A 15,384-nucleotide genomic window follows, 5' to 3' on the forward strand; every position below is an offset into this window, starting at 1 on the left:
AGCGTATGCCAAAATGTTTAGAACCATTCGTAAGGCAATGCAAAGGGCGTGCTTTCCCCTTCGGTGATTGCGGCGAAGCAGCGGCTGATTTAGGTTTCGCCGCGTCTGAAGGTGTTTGTCCTCGGACATAAAGGCTTTGTGGCCCCGTAGCTCAGCTGGATAGAGCATCAGACTACGAATCTGAGGGTCGGACGTTCGAATCGTTCCGGGCGCGCCACTTCCTTTCCCGATGACCGTTTTGATCTGACCGTGCCGCTTGTAGCGGTGGGCAAGATGTGAGCGGTATGAAAAAACCCCGCCGCGGTTGGACCGGGCGGGGTTTTGGTTTGAGGCGGGGCTATCAGCCGACGACTTCCGGGTCGGGTGATAATTCCGACGGTGACTTCACCGACATGCCGAGTGCCTTGGCGACGCCCGCGCCATAGGCGGGGTCGCAGCGGGTGCAGTTGTCGATGTGGCGCTGCTTGATGAAGGCAGGCGCATCGCCCATCGCGCGGGCGGTGTTGCCGAAAAGCGCTTCCTGCTGCGCCGGGCTCATCTGCTGGAACAGTTTGCGTGGCTGGGTGAAGTAGTCGTCATCGTCCTCGCGGAAGTTCCAGAAATCCGCGTCGCCGCGAATGCGCAGTGGCGGCTCGCGATAGTCCGGCTGCTGCTGCCACTGGCCGAAGCTGTTTGGCTCATAGTGCGGAAGCCTTCCGTAATTGCCGTCCATCCGCCCCTGTCCGTCGCGATGGTTGCTGGCGACAGGGCAGCGGGCCGCATTCACCGGGATCTGGTGATAGTTCACGCCAAGGCGATAGCGTTGCGCATCTGCATAGTTGAAAAGCCGCGCCTGCAGCATCTTGTCTGGCGAAACGCTGATGCCGGGTACGAGATTGGAGGGCGCAAACGCGCTCTGCTCCACATCCATGAAAAAGTTTTCCGGATTGCGATTCAACTCGAACTCGCCAACCTCGATCAGCGGATAATCTTCCTTGTACCAGACCTTGGTGAGATCGAAGGGGTGGAAGCGATAGGTCTCGGCTTCCGCTTCCGGCATGATCTGCACATACATTTTCCATTTCGGAAAATCGCCGCGCTCGATGGCGCCGTGAAGATCGCGCTGATGTGACTCCCTGTCAGCACCCGCAAGATTTGCTGCTTCCTCATCGGTGAGGTTTTCGATCTTCTGCTGCGTGCGGAAATGGAACTTCACCCAGAAGCGCTCACCTGCATCATTGTAGAAGCTGTAGGTGTGACTGCCGAAACCATGCATGTGGCGATAGCTTTTCGGGATGCCACGATCCGACATCACGATCGTCACCTGATGAAGCGCTTCGGGCAGCAGCGTCCAGAAATCCCAGTTATTCGTTGCGCTGCGCAGATTGGTGTAAGGGTCGCGCTTCACAGCTTTGTTGAGGTCCGGGAACTGGCGCGGATCGCGCATAAAGAAGACGGGCGTGTTGTTGCCAACCATGTCCCAGTTGCCTTCTTCCGTGTAAAACTTCAACGCGAAGCCGCGAATATCGCGCTCTGCATCCGCCGCGCCGCGTTCACCCGCAACGGTGGTGAAGCGTGCAAACATCTCCGTCTTTTTTCCGACCTCGGAGAATATTTTTGCCCGTGTGTAGCGGGTGATGTCATTGGTGACGGTGAAGGTACCGAAAGCGCCGGAGCCTTTTGCGTGCATGCGGCGCTCGGGGATAACTTCGCGCACAAAATTTGCAAGTTTTTCCTGCAGCCAGACATCCTGTGCGAGCAGCGGCCCCCGCGGACCGGCGGTCAGGCTGTTCTGATTTTCCGGCACAGGCGCGCCGAAGGCGGTGGTCAGATGAGTGACCGGGCATTTCCCGGAGGTGGGGTGATCGCGGCTCATTGGCTCTCTCCTCGGCCATGTGATCGGTTGCCCCCCAATCACCTGTCCCGTTGCGTGAACGACAGCCAATACTATGCGCAATAAAGTTCCGCCTATCAATGGACGAAACAGAAAGAGAACCAGAGTGAAATGCTGCGTTTGCGGATTGTCTTGATTCGGCGCAGTCACTCGGAAGCCTGGATGAACCGCCTCCCCGCCCGCGCGGGCGAAGAGGCGGGAAACATCTGTTCAGCCCGGCCAGTAGATATATTCGTCCTCTTCGGTCGCTTCCTCTTTCAGCGTCTTGTCGATGAGGACAGGCATTTCAGCGACGGCCGGGAAGAGCGGGTCACGCTGTGTGGCATTATGCGCTTCAACCAGCGCCTTCAGTTCGGCAACCTTTTCAGGATGCGTGTCCGCGAGATTGTTCTGTTCCGTCGGATCTTCCTTGAGGTTGTAGAGCCACACCTTGCCGGGCCGTTCGGAAAATTGCATCTTCCAGCCATCAAGGCGCACCGCGTGATAATAGCCATCGCGCCAGAAGATCGGGCGGTTCGGCTCTTCCATTTCTTCGCCCTTCGCAAAAGGCAGAATGTTGATACCGTCGATCACGCGATCGGCAGGAAGCGGTGCGCCCGCAGCGGCAACGATGGTCGGGAAGAGATCGAGATGCGCAACAGGCATGTCGCGCTCGCTCCCCGCCTCGATCCGGCCCGGCCAGCGCACGAAGAGAGGCACACGGATGCCGCCTTCAAAATAAGTAAGCTTCCAGCCGCGAAAGGGCTTGTTCACATCAGGAATGCCGAGATAGCCGGGGCCGCCATTGTCGCTTGAGAAAATGACGATGGTGTTTTCATCAAGCCCGTTTTCCTTCAGCGCCTCCATCACGCGGCCGACGCTGCGATCAAGCGCGCGGATCATCGCCGCATAGACGCGTTCGGTGTGATCTTCGATATGCGACAGCGCGTCATAATCTGCCTTTGCCGCCTGAAGCGGCGTATGCACGGCCCAATGCGCGAGATAGAGGAAGAAGGGGCGGTTGCGGTTCTGCTCGATCACCTTGATCGCCTCATCCGTATAGAAATCGGTGAGGTAGCCGCGCGGCTCAAACCACTCACCGCCATTATAGGACGTGGCATACTGCATCCGCGCCCAGAGGAACTGGTCGAACGGATCAAAGGGCAGCTTCGCATTCACGACATCGGGGCTGTCTTCCGGCAGGAAGAGGCCGCTTTCCAGCATCACGCTTTCATCAAAGCCCTGCGCATTGGGCAGGAACTCCGGCGAATTGCCGAGATGCCACTTGCCGATATGGACCGTGTGATAGCCCTGCGGCTTCAGCGCCTCTGCAAGCGTGATCTCCGAGCCGGGCAATCCCTGTTCGCGGAAGGGCGGCGCCTTCTCAACACCTTCCTTGTCGAACTTCATTTCATGAAGCCGCGTCCCGTCATTGTAAAAGAGATCCACAATGCGCGTCATTCCGGGCGGGGTGGGGGTGAACTCAAATCCCGTCCGCGTGCCATAGCGCCCCGTCATGATCATCGCGCGAGAAGGTGCGCAGGCTGCGGTGCCGGCATAGGCGGTAGAGAAATTGACGCCGCTCCGCGCAAGCGCGTCGATATTCGGTGTCTCAATCAGCCCGCCGCCATAAAGGCTGATATCGTTGAAACCAAGATCATCCGCGAGAATGAGAACGATATTGGGCGAACGCTTGTCGGCAGGCACTTCCGCCTCTGCTGGCCCTTGCTGCCAGACAATGTCCCGGTTCGGGGCAACATATGTCGCGTCGCGCGCGCGTGTGGCCACGGCATAAAGAATGATGTCCTTGCGGAAGGAATAGGCCGTCCCCGCCAGCGCTGCCAGAATCACCACTGCTGCGAGTGAATAGATCTGCCACTTTTTCATGTCCCGAACCCCGCTCCCATTGGTCTATTGGCATGATTAATGACATAAAATGGCATGATCAGAAACGGGGAACTGCGCATTTCCGCCGGTTTTTCACTTCCCTGAAAGGATGATGCCGGAAAGTTGACTGAAGCGGGTTGAAATATGGCATTTATGATGCCAATTGTTGGGCGTCGTGGGCAGGTCGAAGGCTCTGGCCGTCCGCAGGATCAACCCCCGGAGGTAATATGCGACACATACTTCTCGGCGCCGTTCTTGTTATGGCCGCCTTTGCGGCGTCCCCGGCTGCCGCCGCCAAATACAAATGCAATTGCTACAAGGGCGCGAAAGCAGACCTTGAGGCAAAGGAAGATGTGAATATCAACTGCGTTGATACCTACTCCAAGTTCAATGAAAGCTCGTCGGTGCAGGAGAAGCAGTTGAAGGTCTATGTCGCGGGTGACCACAAGGTGCAGGGCGACAATGACACGCAGATCCGCTTCCGTCCGCGCGACGGGAGATGCCTCGTTGCCGTTTATGATGGCAATGCCAGGACGCTGCGCTGGGCCGGTCTCCACTGCAGCAATGACAGCTATGTGAAGGTTTCTCCCTTCAATTTCGAGAAACAGCCTGCCTCCTACACGGACGATGGCGTGAAACTGCCGGACAGCTACTCCGCAACCTACAAGGCGGAAACAGACGGAAAGCACTACAAAGGCTTTTTGCTCTTTACCAAGGGCAGCGACAGCAAGAAGTATATGCAGGCGGTCTGCATCGAGGATCGCTAGAGGTCGGGTATCATTCCGGTTTCCCGCTCAGGGAAACCGGAATGGCATGATGAGAGGTTCAATGGGGCGGGGTTTGTTTGCGCGGCGGCTTATGTCTGCCTCGCTTCTCTTTCTTTCACTGTCGGCATGTATTTCCGGCGCCCAGCTTGAGAAGAATCTGCAGGCGGTTGACGGATACATGGCGCCCGGCCCCTCCGTGCCAGACCTCGCGCTTGAACCCCGTTCATATGAAAGCCATTACAACCGCGCGCTCGCTCTTCTGCATCAGAAGAACCGCACGGATTTCGAACTGCATCTTGCCCGTGTCGGTTTCGAAACGGCGGCGCGTCTATCGCGTGATTACTGGCCTGCCTGGTTCTATGCCGGCATGGTCCATGACATGCTGGGCAATTACGAACAGGCAATGAACGCTTTCGTTCAGGCAGCCTCCATCACTGACAATGAAGCCTTGTGGAACGCAGCCGCGCTGGCCGCGCTCCGTGGCAATTATGAGCAGCTTGCCTATAGCCTGCATCGCCGCGGCCACGACGCCCGTGTGAGGAGCAGCGATACGATAAGCCTCTATATGAAGGCTGCCTATGAGGCAGGCGACCCTGCACGGCCGCAGACAAAGGTGCCGCCTCTCAATGAGGTGCTGGAAGACGTCGAAGAATTCGTCTGCCGGGCGCCCCGAAAGAATGATGATGATGAAGATGATGACGACGACGATGATGATGACGGCAGCGAATATAATCTAAGCGGCCTTCAGCTTGATTTCAGCTTCATTGATAAGAACGGGAAGGAGCGCCCCGCCACCGCTGAAGAAGCCGAACGTCTCAGCGCGAAATGCGAGCAGCAAAACGTCATTGTCGATGCCTATATTATCCGCCGCAATGGCGAGAGTACCTCATCGGCGGGTATCGACCTTCTCTCTGCATTGCAAATCCAGTTCGGTGCGCAGCTTCTCGACTTCACCTATACCAACCCGTCCGGCGGCAATAATTCCACCTGGACAGCAACGAGTTCGGCCACCATCGAAATTCCCGACGTGACATACGCGCTGAGCATCGCGAATGACAGGCGCAGCTATGTGACGATTGATGCCTCCCCTTCCATCGTTGCGCGGCTTGGCGAAACCTCGCAGATTTTTGATGGCACCGAGGTTTATATCGTCGCGACGGGTGAGGGCGGCAGCGGCGATTTCGAGAAGGAGATCGGCGTGAAAATGTCGATCGAGCCGCACATTCTTACCGGTTCTGCCGTCACCATGACGGCGGGGATCGAGTTCTCGACGCTTGAGGCGGAAGGGGCCGCGGGCAACAATTTCCGCTCCCTCAATACAGACAAGCTCATCTTCGATATCAATGGCACCTTCCCCTTCGGGGCGGCGGTGCTGATCGGCAAGCTCTCTTCTTCTGTCGTGAAGGATGGAGAGTCGGGGCAGAGCGGTCTGCGCTCCGTCCCGGGTGTCCGACATCTCTTCGGAAATGAAACCGCAAGCGCGTCGCGGCGGGATGTGCTTGTGCTCGCCATTGTGCGCCAGCCCGCGACGCCCGATGCTGCCTTGCAGGAAAAGGTCGAGATGCTCCACAAGCGGTTCGGTGTTCTCCCGCTCGAAACGAGCGTCACCCGCTACGGCTTCATCCATGAGGCGCCGCCGCTCGCACTGCTGGCCGGGGAACTCGGGTTTGGCAACTCGCAAACGGCTCGCCCGCCAGAATCGTGAAACCGGCTGTTCCCCGCTGAACGGGATTTGCGCATGAGGTGAGTTCCGAAATCGCACCGATAGGGGTATCGTGCCCGGCAGCAAGGTCGCAGACATAAGGCGACCCGGACAGGCAATGGGGAGACGCTCACATGAAGACACGCATTACGGAACTCTTCGGCATCAAGCATCCGGTCATTCAGGGCGGCATGCATTTCGTCGGCCTCGCGGAAATGGCGGCCGCCGTTTCCAACGCAGGCGGCCTGGGCATCATCACGGGCCTCACCCAGCCGACGCCGGAAGCACTCGCGAAGGAAATCGCGAAATGCAAGGACATGACCGACAAGCCCTTCGGCGTGAACCTCACCTTCCTGCCGGGCTTCTCCAACCCGCCTTACCCGGAATATATCGACGCCATCATTCAGGGCGGCGTGAAGGTCGTGGAAACGGCGGGCCGCAGCCCCGAAGCCTATATGCCCGCCCTGAAGGCTGGCGGCATCAAGGTCATCCATAAATGCACCTCCGTTCGCCACTCGCTGAAGGCGGAACGGATCGGCTGTGACGCGGTGAGCGTTGACGGTTTCGAATGCGGCGGTCATCCGGGCGAGGACGACATTCCGAACATGATCCTCCTGCCCCGCGCAGCAGAAGAGCTGAAAGTTCCCTTCGTTGCTTCGGGCGGCATGGGCACGGCCTCGCAGCTTGTCGCCGCGCTCGCGCTCGGTGCCGATGGCATCAATATGGGTACGCGCTTCATCGCCACGAAGGAAGCGCCTGTGCATGAAAATGTGAAGAAGGCGCTGCTTGCCGCTACCGAACTTGATACGCGCCTCATCATGCGCCCGCTGCGCAACACGGAACGCGTGCTTGCCAATGCGGCGGTGGAAAAGATCGTCGAGATCGAGCAGGCCAAGGGGGCAGCCACCACCATTGATGACATCAAGGAATATGTGGGCGGCGTCTATCCGCGTGTCATGCAGGGTGGCGAGATGGATGCAGGCGCCTGGAGCTGCGGCATGGTCGCCGGCCTCATCCATGACATCCCGACCTGCAAGGAGCTGATCGAGCGTCTCGTCTCCGACGCGGAAGAGATCATCCGCAAGCGCCTCGAAGGCTTCCTCGCCGCCTGAGCGGAGAAGTGAGCTGGCGCGTCACACATGGCCGTATCGCCGCGCATGTCCTCACATGCGCGGCGGGTGCGGCTCTCGTCACCGGCATCGAAGCGCTGTTGCGTCTCGCCGGTGTGCCGCTGCCCTTTGATGCCGACTGGCTCTGGGCAGATTTCATCGGCATTGCGCTTGTCATCGCCGTGTTCACGGCATCTTTTTTCTACAAGGATATAGACGGCTGAGAGCCGGTCAGGCCGTCTTTACGATTTCCAGTTTCAACTCGGCGATCATCGCGTCGCGGATCTGGAACTTCTGCACCTTGCCCGTCACCGTCATCGGAAATTCGGGCACAAAGCGCACATAACGCGGTACCTTGTAATGCGCGATCTGGCCCTTGCAGAAAGCCTTGATCTCGTCTTCCGTTGCGCTCTCGCCGGGCTTCAGCTTGATCCAGGCGCAAAGCTCTTCACCGAACTTCACATCCGGAACACCGACAACGGCGACGTCTTCCACCTTGGGGTGGCGATAGAGATATTCCTCGATCTCGCGCGGATAGACATTCTCGCCGCCGCGAATGACCATGTCCTTCAGTCGTCCGACAATATTGCCATAGCCTTCCTCGTCGATGATGGCGAGGTCGCCTGTATGCATCCAGCCATCTGCGTCAATCGCTTCTGCGGTTTTCTCCTCATCGTCCCAATAGCCGAGTATCACGGAGTAGCCGCGCGTACAAAGCTCGCCCGGTGTGCCGCGCGGTACGGTGTTGCCGTCAAGGTCCACGATCTTGCATTCAAGATGCGGCTGCACGCGGCCAATGGTGGAGACGCGGCGCTCCAGCGGATCATCCTCGCCTGTCTGAAAGCTCACCGGACTCGTCTCCGTCATGCCATAGGCAATGGTGACATCCCTCATGTTCATGAGGGAGATCACCTGCTTCATTACTTCTACAGGGCAGGGCGACCCTGCCATGCAGCCGGTGCGGAGCGATGAGAGATCGAACTTCGAAAAATCCGGGTGCCCGAGTTCTGCAATGAACATGGTCGGCACACCGTAAAGCCCGGTGCAACGTTCGGCCTCCACCGTCTGCAACACGGCGAGCGGGTCAAAGGCCTCTGCCGGATAGACCATCGTTGCGCCATGCGTCAGGCAGCCGAGATTGCCCATCACCATGCCAAAGCAATGATAGAGCGGCACGGGAATGCAGAGCCGGTCACCATGCTTCAGCCCGACACTCCGCCCGACAAAGAAGCCATTGTTGAGAATATTGTGATGCGACAGCGTTGCCCCTTTGGGCAGGCCCGTCGTGCCGCTGGTGAACTGAATATTGATCGGATCGCGGCAATCGAGGCTCTGCGTCGTCTCGGCGAGAATCTGCCGGTCTTCCTCCCGCGCGAGCGAGGTGATCTCGTCAAAACCGCGCCAGCCCGGACGCGGCGTGCCGCCGATCTGGATCACATGCTTGAAATGCGGGAGCCGCGAGGAAGAAACGGCACCTGACGCCTGCGCGATCTCCGGCGCAAGGTCCTCGACCATCGCTACATATTCTGATGTCTTGAAACGCTCCGGCGTGATGAGCGCGTTAACACCCACCTTGTTCAGCGTGTATTCGAGTTCGGAAAGCCGGTAAGCGGGATTGATGTTGACGAGAATGATCCCCGCCTTCGCGGTCGCAAATTGCGTCAGCGTCCATTCGGCGTTGTTGGGCGACCAGATGCCAAGCCTGTCCCCCCGCCTGAGGCCAAGCGCGAGCAGGCCCGCGGCCAGCGCTTCGGCTTTCTCGTTGAGGTCGCGGTAGCTCCAGCGAATATTTTGATGCACGGAGACAAGCGCCTCCGTATCCGGCCATTTCTCCGCGGCTTCCGCAAGCGCCGCGCCGATTGTCTGCTCCCTGAGCGGCGGTGTCGTCCCGCCGATCACATGCGACTCCTGCATCCCGTCCTCCCTCGTCTCCTTGGACAGTATCCGCCGGATGCTGAAATTCCTCAATTCGGAAGAAGCGAGAGCGCCCCCGTATCAAGCACATGGTCGGCACCGCCGCGCAGCATCTGGAAGAACATTTTGTCGCCACGCTCCGTCCGCTCCACGATCATGGAGGCGGTAAAGGCCATGTTGAAAAGGGAAAAGCTGTAAAGCGCGTAATGCTTCATCATTTCTTCGAAGGAGTAGCCCGTCACGCCATACTCGCGCAGTCTGGTGTGGTACTCGGTGAGAAGGTCTTTCTCATGTTCGCGGCGAATGTCGCGCTTGAGCGCACCACTGAGGAAATAGGACACGTCGGCCATGCAGCAGCCATAGCCGACCGATTGCCAGTCCACCACCGAAACGGGATAGCCGCCTTCCGCCGTGCCGAACATCATATTGTCGGGCCGGAAATCATTATGTGTCAGGCAGCGCGGCCCCTCATAGGAGCGATAGAACTCGAAATTACGCGTGATCGCCTCGCCAATCTCGATGCAATCGGCAGGAATGGCATCGCCATAGCGCTCGCGGAAAGCCTGCCATAGCGTCTTGATGAGATCGGGCTGCGTATATTTCGGGGCGGCCTTTGTTTCGAAAAGCCAGTCGATCTCATCCATCGCATCATCTTGCCAGTGCGAGGCGTGGAGCTTTGCCGCCTCGCCAAGCACAAGCCGCGCCTCTTCCACGCTCGTGCCCTTCATCTGGTCGCCGGGCTGTGCAGGCGCAAGGTCTTCCATGAGAAGCACGAAATCGCTCGTCTCCGGGTCCACATCTGCGTGAAGGCAGACAGGCGTGGTAATGCCCGCACTCGCCTTCAGCGTGCGATAGAAATTCACCTCGCGGATATAGTTACCAAAATTGACGCCGGTGGCGCGGCTGTCAGGATCGGAAGAAGGGAACTTGCCCACAAGGCTGCGTGGCGCAGAGCCTGCATCACCCTTGTAGTCGATCGTGAAGCGCACACTCTCGCCCACTTGTCCGGTGCCAACGCGCTTGCCGGTGACATTTGCCACCGTCACATCATGCCCCGCCTTGCGCAGCGCTGCTGTCATCCATTCCGGCGTTATCGCCGATGAAGCCACGATTGGCAGGTCGAGCGTATCGGTCATTCTCTCCTCCCTTGTTCTTCCTTGTGTTCCCTTAATCAGGAATCTTGCTCACTTCATGCACATAGACTTCGTTGAGCTTGATCCGATCGCCTTCCAGCACCACCAGATCGAAGCCGCGTATCACGCCCTTCTTGCCGTCAGGTCCGGTGAAGCTGCCATACCAGCGCCCGCAGAAGCCGTTCTCGGTCTTCCACGTTTCATGCGGCGTGTAGAGAATTGAGGGCGTGTTGTCGAAGAGCTGCTTCAGATAGGCACCGAGCTGTTCTTCACCGTTCAACCCGTCCGGCACCTGCGGATCGCGATAGATAGTGTCCTTCGCATAGAAGGAGAGCAGGGCCGTCACGTCTTTCTCGCTCCATTTGGCAAGCCATCGCGCGTTGAAATCTTCAATATCGATCCTCATTCCTTTCCCCTCAATTTTTGCCGAGCACGAATTTGCGGCGTTCCTCGGTGAACATTTCTGGCGGCAACACTTCCGGTCCCGCCATGATGGCGGCGGCATGGGCGCCAAGTGTCGGATCGGCTTTGGAGCGTTCCTCATAGCGGCGCCTGCGTTCACGGGCTTCCTCGCCAAATTCCGCATCAAGCGTCGCCTGCAGCTTCGCGGCAAAGCGCAGACGGCGCATCCGCTCATAGCGCTCTTCCGCGTAAGGCTTGAAGAGCTCCGGGCGCCAGTCGTCATTTTCCTTCAAGAGGTCGCTGACCATCCGCACATCGCGATAGGTGATCGAAAGACCAAGCCCGTTGATGGGATCATTCCAGCCCGCTGCATCGCCAATCAGCACGCCGCCTTCAACCATGGGTTCATCGGTCCATGAGTCATTGTTGAAATAGCTCATGAGCGGCCCTGCGGGCGTTGCATTGGCGAGGTGAATATTCTCCGGTGCACATTTCATGCGCAGGGAATCGAGGAAGAGCCTGACCCCGTCCTCACCCGCAAAGCGTCGCCTGTCGGTCAGCGGGTAGCTGCCATAGACACGCACCCGTCCATTTCCCTGCGGGAAAACAAGGAAAGCAAAATCGCCTTCCGTGCCGATGGCCTGCCGCCGGTCATTCCAGCCATGCGCATTCTCGACAAGGATGCCGCCAAACATATGGTGCGGCTTGTCCTGATGAAGCTCGATGCCAAAGGCCGTCCGCACGGTCGAGGTGCGGCCATCCGCGCCAATGATGATCCGTGCGGTCGCGTTATGGCTCTCGCCCTCATGCGTGTATTCCACCTGCGGCGTCTTGCCCGTCTCGATCCTTGTCACATCGACATTGCGCACTGCCGTTGCGCCGGAGCGCACCGCTTCGTCGAACAGCGTCTGGCAATGCTTGGGATGGCCGATTGAAAGCGGTCCCGGTATCCCCGGAATGAACGCGTCGAGCGGCAGCGGCGCGGCCTCCGCCTCTTCGGGCGTCTTTGTCTCGCCATAGGTGACGTGCTGCGCGACATGATGCCCGCCAGCGCTCATCAGCAGGTCGTAAAGGCCAAGGCGCTTGGTCTCCACCACGCCCCAGGGCGAAATCCATTCGCCACGTACATGATCCTGATAGACAGCGCTCTTTTCGAGCAGCAGCACGCTCCGGCCTGCTTTCGCCATCGTCGCCGCCATCGCCGAGCCGCCAATGCCGCCGCCCACAATGATGATGTCGTAATCTCCGGCCACTGAAACCTCCTGCTTTTTCTTTTTGGGTCGTTCTCTTGATGTTCAGTCGAGGATCATGCCCATCGATCCAACAATCGAGAGAGGCTCTCCGCCCATATCCCAGCTTCCGCCCGCCAGCGCCTCGTCAAGCGGTGCGGCAAGCATCGCCGTCAGCAGGCCGATGAAATGATGAAGGGTTGCCTCCGAACGCCACATCGGATGCGGCCGCGACCGGTCTGCAAGGGCGGCCTCCCGCGCCGCAATCACGCTCGTGAGAAACGCACCCAGAAAGATGAAGCGCTGGTTCTTCGCCGCAGCCGGCATGGGCGGCATCAACCGGCGCAGATGGTCAAGGCAGCGCAGATAGCCGGAGTTCCAGCGGTTCTCCAGCGCCTCCATGAAGAACTCGCGATGGCTCATGCCGAGAAGCGCGATGAAGCGGATATAGCTGTCTTCCGCCGTTTCCGTTTCTTCCGCGAGATTGATGGAAGGGTAAACCAGCGCCTCCACCACCTCGCGAATACCGTTCGGCCCGCCCTCTGCTTCCAGCCGATCAAGAAAGGCATTGCGGCGGATGTCGATCAGCTTCGCGCCATCCACCACCAGTTCCCGGACAAGCGCTTCCTTCGTACCGAAATAATAGGAGAGCGCGCCGTGGTTCTTTTGCCCCGAGGCTTCCACGATCTCGCGCACCGTCACGCCATCAATGCCGCGCTCGGCAAAGAGCCGCCGCGCGGCAAGCTTGATCTGCTCCCGCGCAGACAGGGGTTTTGCTGCGATTGCTGTTTTCTCCACCATGTTGACAGGATGCCCCGGCCCTGCATATTAGGTCAAATGGATAAAACGCTTGACCTAACGGTACCTGCCCGCATCTCGCAGGGGCCGGAAGGCGAGACAACACCAAACAGGGAGGGGTCGGATGGGAGACATTCCCGTCGATCTTGCTGCGCTCGCCCGCTGGATGGACGGGCAGGGGCTGGGCGAGGGTCCGCTTGAGGAGGCGACGCTTCTGGGTGGCGGCACGCAGAATATCCTGCTGCGCTTCACACGCGCAGGCCGCACCTATGTGCTGCGCCGCCCGCCGCCACATCTGCGCAAGAACTCGAACGACACGATGCGCCGCGAGGCGCGCATGCTCGCCGCCATCGCAGATACGGATGTGCCCCATCCCCGCCTGATTGCCGCCTGTCCCGAAGAAGATGTGATCGGTGCCGCCTTCTATCTGATGGAGCCGATCAACGGCTTCAATCCGACTGTCGGCCTTCCCGAGCTTCACGCTTCCGATCCCGCCATTCGCCGACGCATGGGATTTGCTCTTGTCGAAGGCATCGCAAAGCTCGGTGCCGTCGATCATGAAAAGGCGGGCCTCGCCGATTTCGGTAAGGTCGATAACTATCTTGAGCGTCAGGTTGCGCGCTGGCAGTCGCAGCTTGAAAGCTACCGCGAGTTCCCGTCATGGCCGGGGGCGGATGGTATTCCCGGCGTCGCCAGGGTCGCAAAATGGCTGGAAGATCACCGGCCAAAAAACTTTATCCCCGGTATCATTCATGGCGACTATCATCTCGCCAATGTGATGTTCCGTTATGACGGGCCGGAACTTGCCGCCATTGTCGATTGGGAGCTGACCACGATTGGCGACCCGCTGCTTGATCTCGGCTGGCTGCTTGCCACCTGGCCGGAAGGGGATGGCACGGCTGCCGGTGCCGTCGGCGTTCGCCCCTGGGATGGCTTTCCGGATGCGGATGAACTCGTCGCACATTACCGCCAGTTCACCACGCGCGATATGAGCCATATCGAATGGTACGGCGTACTCGCCTGCTACAAGCTCGGCATCATTCTGGAAGGCACATATGCACGGGCTTGCGAGGGCAAGGCACCGAAGGAAACCGGCGATATGCTTCACGCAAGCACGGTCGGCCTTTTCAACCGCGCCCTGCGCTGGATCGCCTGACGCAAGACGCATCGCACGAAAAGAAAACAGGAAGCAAAAATGAAAGACACGGATTTTTCGGGCAAGACGGTTCTCGTCGTGGGCGGATCAAGCGGCATCGGCAATGGCATCGCACATGCCTTCCGCACACGCGGTGCAGAAGTTCATGTCTGGGGCACGCGCGCGAGCGCGAAGGATTATGAAGGCGTCGAAGGGTCAGACATGACCGGCCTTCACTACGCCCATATGGACATTTCCGACTTCGATGCCATCGAAGCCTATGAGCCACCCTTCAAGAAGCTGGATGTGCTGGTGCTGAGCCAGGGCACCGTCATCTACAAGCGCGGCGAGTTCAAAATGGATGGCTTCCAGAAAGTCATGGATGTGAACCTGAACAGCCTCATGGCCTGCGCAATCAAGTTCCACGACATGCTCGCCGCAGCGAAAGGCTCCCTCATCACGGTCAGTTCCACCGCAGGCTTTCACTCCACGCGCGGCAACCCCGCCTATAACGCATCGAAGACAGGCGCCGTCGGCCTCACCCGCACGCTCGGCGAAGCATGGGCGAGCGACGGTATCCGCGTGAACGGCATCGCGCCGGGCCTTGTCGATACCAAACTCACCAAGGTCACGACCGAAGATCCGAAGCGCCGCGAAATGGCCATTCGTGGCATTCCCGCTGGCCGCCTCGGTACGCCGGAAGACATGGCAGGCGCCGCGATCTTCCTTGCCTCGCCGCTCGCCTCCTACATCTACGGCCAGACGATCATCGTCGATGGCGGGCTCATCCTTTCCTGAATCTCAAAGAAAGAACTCCCCCGATGAATTTCGAACATAGTGAAAAGACGAAAGGCCTGATTGCCCAGCTTCAGGCCTTCATGGATGAATACATCTATCCCAATGAACAGGCGCATTATGACTGGGTGACGAACCCGGCAAATCTCTGGAAGCATTGGCCGAAGATTGATGAGCTGAAGGAAAAGGCGCGCGAGCAGGGTCTCTGGAATCTTTTCCTGCCGGTCGAGTATGGCGAGTTCAGCGCTGGTCTTACCAATCTCGAATATGCGCCGCTTGCCGAGATCATGGGTCGCGTGCCCTGGTCGTCGGAAGTCTTCAACTGCGCCGCGCCCGACACCGGCAATATGGAAGTGCTGGCGAAGTTCGGCACGCGCGAGCAGCAGGACAAATGGCTGAAGCCGCTGCTGAACGGCGAAATCCGCTCGGCCTATCTCATGACAGAGCCGCAGGTTGCCTCATCGGATGCCACCAACATAGAGACGGAAATCCGCGCGGATGGCGATGACTATGTCATCAATGGCCGAAAATGGTGGATATCAGGCATCATGGATCCGCGGTGCAAGCTACTGCTCCTGATGGGCAAGACAAATCCGGATGCACAGCGCCACAGCCAGCAATCCACCATCATCATCCCGCGTGACACGCCGGGCATCCACAT

At 59.0% G+C, this 15,384-nt stretch carries 14 protein-coding genes and 1 tRNA gene; 8 read left to right on the forward strand and 7 right to left on the reverse strand.

Translation table 11 applies throughout. From position 1 onward, the window contains the following. The first annotated feature begins 138 nt into the window (after window positions 1–138). Window positions 139–217 (forward strand) — tRNA-Arg (locus WBF74_RS07440). A gap of 123 nt (window positions 218–340) precedes the next feature. On the opposite strand, the gene WBF74_RS07445 is transcribed toward WBF74_RS07440, so the two are convergent. Further along, on the reverse strand, window positions 341–1,855 hold the full coding sequence (locus WBF74_RS07445) for a catalase (protein ID WP_424437509.1): 1,515 nt from the start codon (window positions 1,853–1,855) through the stop codon (window positions 341–343). Window positions 1,856–2,083: 228 nt separating this feature from the next. Next, window positions 2,084–3,739 carry a sulfatase gene (locus WBF74_RS07450; protein WP_424437512.1) on the reverse strand — a complete coding sequence of 552 codons (1,656 nt, stop codon included), beginning with the start codon at window positions 3,737–3,739 and terminating at the stop codon, window positions 2,084–2,086. A 227-nt stretch (window positions 3,740–3,966) separates the two neighbouring features. Between WBF74_RS07450 and WBF74_RS07455 the strand changes: the two genes are divergently transcribed. The 4 genes from WBF74_RS07455 to WBF74_RS07470 all read left to right on the forward strand — a co-directional run bounded on the left by WBF74_RS07455 (window position 3,967) and on the right by WBF74_RS07470 (window position 7,541). After that, complete coding sequence (locus WBF74_RS07455; protein ID WP_424437515.1) at window positions 3,967–4,506, forward strand: hypothetical protein; 540 nt, start codon at window positions 3,967–3,969, stop codon at window positions 4,504–4,506. A 61-nt stretch (window positions 4,507–4,567) separates the two neighbouring features. Continuing rightward, a complete protein-coding gene (locus WBF74_RS07460) occupies window positions 4,568–6,211 on the forward strand; it encodes a hypothetical protein (RefSeq protein ID WP_424437518.1) in 1,644 nt (547 codons plus the stop codon). 131 nt (window positions 6,212–6,342) lie between these two features. Beyond that, window positions 6,343–7,320, forward strand: coding sequence for an NAD(P)H-dependent flavin oxidoreductase (locus tag WBF74_RS07465; protein ID WP_424437521.1), 978 nt, complete (start codon window positions 6,343–6,345; stop codon window positions 7,318–7,320). A gap of 8 nt (window positions 7,321–7,328) precedes the next feature. Further along, the gene (locus WBF74_RS07470; RefSeq protein ID WP_424437524.1) at window positions 7,329–7,541 is read left to right on the forward strand and encodes a hypothetical protein; all 213 of its coding nucleotides are present in this window, start codon (window positions 7,329–7,331) and stop codon (window positions 7,539–7,541) included. 7 nt (window positions 7,542–7,548) lie between these two features. Here the strand turns inward: WBF74_RS07470 and WBF74_RS07475 are convergent, their stop codons facing one another. From WBF74_RS07475 to WBF74_RS07495, 5 genes are read right to left on the reverse strand one after another with little or no spacing between them, the layout of a single operon-like run. Then, window positions 7,549–9,231, reverse strand: a complete 1,683-nt coding sequence (locus WBF74_RS07475; protein ID WP_424437527.1) for an AMP-binding protein — start codon at window positions 9,229–9,231, stop codon at window positions 7,549–7,551. A 50-nt stretch (window positions 9,232–9,281) separates the two neighbouring features. Beyond that, window positions 9,282–10,367, reverse strand: coding sequence for a phosphotransferase (locus WBF74_RS07480; protein WP_424437530.1), 1,086 nt, complete (start codon window positions 10,365–10,367; stop codon window positions 9,282–9,284). A 31-nt stretch (window positions 10,368–10,398) separates the two neighbouring features. Continuing rightward, window positions 10,399–10,770, reverse strand: a complete 372-nt coding sequence (locus WBF74_RS07485) for a nuclear transport factor 2 family protein (protein ID WP_424437533.1) — start codon at window positions 10,768–10,770, stop codon at window positions 10,399–10,401. A 10-nt stretch (window positions 10,771–10,780) separates the two neighbouring features. After that, window positions 10,781–12,019 carry an NAD(P)/FAD-dependent oxidoreductase gene (locus tag WBF74_RS07490; protein ID WP_424437536.1) on the reverse strand — a complete coding sequence of 413 codons (1,239 nt, stop codon included), beginning with the start codon at window positions 12,017–12,019 and terminating at the stop codon, window positions 10,781–10,783. A 42-nt stretch (window positions 12,020–12,061) separates the two neighbouring features. Next, a complete protein-coding gene (locus tag WBF74_RS07495) occupies window positions 12,062–12,796 on the reverse strand; it encodes a TetR/AcrR family transcriptional regulator (protein WP_424437539.1) in 735 nt (244 codons plus the stop codon). 121 nt (window positions 12,797–12,917) lie between these two features. On the opposite strand from WBF74_RS07495, the gene WBF74_RS07500 reads away from it, so the two are divergent. From WBF74_RS07500 to WBF74_RS07510, 3 genes are all read left to right on the forward strand, one after another. Continuing rightward, complete coding sequence (locus WBF74_RS07500; protein WP_424437542.1) at window positions 12,918–13,949, forward strand: phosphotransferase family protein; 1,032 nt, start codon at window positions 12,918–12,920, stop codon at window positions 13,947–13,949. Between the two features lie 39 nt (window positions 13,950–13,988). Continuing rightward, complete coding sequence (locus WBF74_RS07505) at window positions 13,989–14,726, forward strand: SDR family NAD(P)-dependent oxidoreductase (protein ID WP_424437545.1); 738 nt, start codon at window positions 13,989–13,991, stop codon at window positions 14,724–14,726. 23 nt (window positions 14,727–14,749) lie between these two features. Then, window positions 14,750–15,384, forward strand: a 635-nt coding sequence (locus WBF74_RS07510) for an acyl-CoA dehydrogenase family protein (RefSeq protein WP_424437548.1), incomplete at its 3' end; no start/stop codon positions are given.

Source organism: Parvibaculum sp. (assembly GCF_049672805.1).
In the GTDB taxonomy this organism is placed as follows: domain Bacteria; phylum Pseudomonadota; class Alphaproteobacteria; order Parvibaculales; family Parvibaculaceae; genus Parvibaculum.

Excerpts from the sequence above, each read along its gene's own strand:
- WBF74_RS07445 (WP_424437509.1), bottom strand. The coding sequence starts at position 1,855 with ATGAGCCGCGATCACCCCACCTCCGGGAAATGCCCGGTCACTCATCTG.
- WBF74_RS07450 (WP_424437512.1), bottom strand. The coding sequence starts at position 3,739 with ATGAAAAAGTGGCAGATCTATTCACTCGCAGCAGTGGTGATTCTGGCA.
- WBF74_RS07455 (WP_424437515.1), top strand. The coding sequence starts at position 3,967 with ATGCGACACATACTTCTCGGCGCCGTTCTTGTTATGGCCGCCTTTGCG.
- WBF74_RS07460 (WP_424437518.1), top strand. The coding sequence starts at position 4,568 with ATGGGGCGGGGTTTGTTTGCGCGGCGGCTTATGTCTGCCTCGCTTCTC.
- WBF74_RS07465 (WP_424437521.1), top strand. The coding sequence starts at position 6,343 with ATGAAGACACGCATTACGGAACTCTTCGGCATCAAGCATCCGGTCATT.
- WBF74_RS07475 (WP_424437527.1), bottom strand. The coding sequence starts at position 9,231 with ATGCAGGAGTCGCATGTGATCGGCGGGACGACACCGCCGCTCAGGGAG.
- WBF74_RS07480 (WP_424437530.1), bottom strand. The coding sequence starts at position 10,367 with ATGACCGATACGCTCGACCTGCCAATCGTGGCTTCATCGGCGATAACG.
- WBF74_RS07485 (WP_424437533.1), bottom strand. The coding sequence starts at position 10,770 with ATGAGGATCGATATTGAAGATTTCAACGCGCGATGGCTTGCCAAATGG.
- WBF74_RS07495 (WP_424437539.1), bottom strand. The coding sequence starts at position 12,796 with ATGGTGGAGAAAACAGCAATCGCAGCAAAACCCCTGTCTGCGCGGGAG.
- WBF74_RS07500 (WP_424437542.1), top strand. The coding sequence starts at position 12,918 with ATGGGAGACATTCCCGTCGATCTTGCTGCGCTCGCCCGCTGGATGGAC.
- WBF74_RS07505 (WP_424437545.1), top strand. The coding sequence starts at position 13,989 with ATGAAAGACACGGATTTTTCGGGCAAGACGGTTCTCGTCGTGGGCGGA.